This window comes from Serratia sp. CY43202 (assembly GCF_052168755.1).
Lineage (GTDB): Bacteria > Pseudomonadota > Gammaproteobacteria > Enterobacterales > Enterobacteriaceae > Serratia > Serratia bockelmannii.
The window spans coordinates 1-2,078 of the sequence record NZ_JBJNMB010000024.1; the positions used below are offsets into that span (position 1 = coordinate 1).

The following is a 2,078-nucleotide window of genomic DNA, read 5'->3' on the forward strand; positions in this document are numbered from 1 at the left end:
GTGCAGACACCGCGTGGCAGGTGAGCCCGGGCACGACGGTGGCGCTGCGCAGCGAGCTGGGGTGGCAGCACCAGTACGGCGGTCTGGACCGTGGCACCGGGCTGCGGTTCAACGGCGGCGACGCGCCGTTCGTGGTGGACAGCGTGCCGGTCTCGCGTGACGGGATGGTGCTGAAGGCGGGAGCGGAAGTGGCGGTGAACGAAAACGCCACGCTGTCGCTGGGCTACGGCGGGCTGCTGTCGCAAAACCATCAGGACAACAGCGTCAACGCCGGCTTCACCTGGCGTTTCTAAGCAACATTGACTCAATCCTTGTACGGGAACCGTCTGCGGGCGGTTCCTTTTTCACATCCTGCTAATGAGAACCCGGCGCACCTGAGGCGTCGGCCAATAACAAGCAAAAGGTAAGGAAATGACAACAACAATGGGTTTTGATAGCAAAGGAAACGCTCGCCGCTCGCCGTGGCGGCTGAACGCGTTGGTCTGCTGCATGGCGCTGGCGGGGTATGCACAGGCGGCGCCGCACGAGGTGAACGGCCAACCCGGCGATCCGGCCAGCTGGCGCAGCGCCGAATTCAACGCCAACTGGGGGCTGGGGGCGATCCACGCCGATGAGGCCTACGCCGCCGGCTACACCGGCAAAGGGCAGAAGGTGGGCATTTTCGACACCCCGGTCAACCACCATCCCGAGTTCGCCGGCGACGGCAAACTGATCAACGTGGTCACCGAAGGCTATCGCGCCTACACCGATCCGCACCGGCCGGGCATTAACGCCGGCGACCGCTTTTACTTTGACGGCACCTTCCATTTCTATAGCGGGGCGACATTGAGCAATCATGGGGTGCACGTCGCGGGGATCAGCGCGGCGAACCGCGACGGCATCGGCATGCACGGCGTGGCCTTCGATTCGCAGGTGATCAGCGTCGATAACGATAACGACGGCCCGGCCTACGGCGAATTCCTCGGCCTGGACGGCGCCGTCACCAATGCCGGCTGGCAGGCGATGATCAACAGCGGTGCGCGGGTGATCAACAACAGCTGGGGCGTCAGTATTCCCGATTTCCTGTCCGACGGTGGCCGCGATCCTAACGCGCTGCACTTTGAGCTGAAGGATGCGCAGGAACAATTCGATCAGGTCAAACCGCTGCTCGGCAGCCTGGCCGGCGCAGGCTATCAGGGCGCGATCGATGCGGCGCGCAAAAACATTCTGGTGCTGTTCGCCGCCGGCAACGACGGCAACTACAACCAGCCGGATGTGATCAGCGGGCTGGCCTACTTCGTGCCGGACATCGCGCCGAACTGGCTGTCGGTCGCCAGCGTGGCGCAGGATGCGGCATCGACCAACAGCGTGCCTTATACCATCAGCAGCTTCTCTTCCCGCTGCGGCTATACTGCCAGCTTCTGCGTCTCGTCGCCGGGCAGCAAAATCTACAGCACCGTGGCCAACGGTTCCGATCCGGCCAACCTGGTGTCGGACTACGGCAATAAAAACGGCACCTCGATGGCGACGCCGCACGTGACCGGCGCGGTGGCGGTGTTGCTGCAGCGCTTCCCGTACATGAGCTCGGCGCAGATTGCCGACGTGCTGAAAACCACCGCCACCGACATGGGTGCGCCGGGCATCGACGCGCTCTACGGTTGGGGGATGATCAACCTGGGCAAGGCTATCAACGGCCCGGGCATGTTCTATACCGTCGAAGATATTCCTGCGGAGTTCCGCATCCCGGATCCGACGGGCGTGGCCTATGGCCCGACCCAGTTTGTCGCCAATATTCCGGGGAGGGGCGCCGAGGTGGATGCCGGCACGCTACACGCCAGGAAATGTGATGATGTCCACTGTGGATGGGAAATCTACTCCAACAACATTTCCGGCCACGGCGGCCTGACCAAAGAGGGCACGGGAACCCTGGAACTGACCGGTGCCAACACCTATGCCGGCCCGACGCTGGTCAATCAGGGGCGGCTGGCGATCAACGGCTCGGTCACCTCGGCCGTCAGCGTGCAGAGCGGCGGCATCGTCGGCGGCAGCGGCACGGTCGGTTCGCTGACCGCCCGCCGCGGCGGCACCGTGGCGCCGGG

General features: G+C 64.2%; 2 protein-coding genes. Both read left to right on the top strand.

Going from position 1 to position 2,078, the window contains the following annotated elements; translation table 11 throughout:
- Positions 1 to 293: autotransporter outer membrane beta-barrel domain-containing protein (locus ACJ8J5_RS24715; protein WP_442520503.1), on the top strand; the 293-nt coding region annotated here is incomplete at its 5' end.
- A 118-nt stretch (positions 294 to 411) separates the two neighbouring features.
- Positions 412 to 2,078: S8 family serine peptidase (locus ACJ8J5_RS24720; protein WP_442520504.1), on the top strand; the 1,667-nt coding region annotated here is incomplete at its 3' end.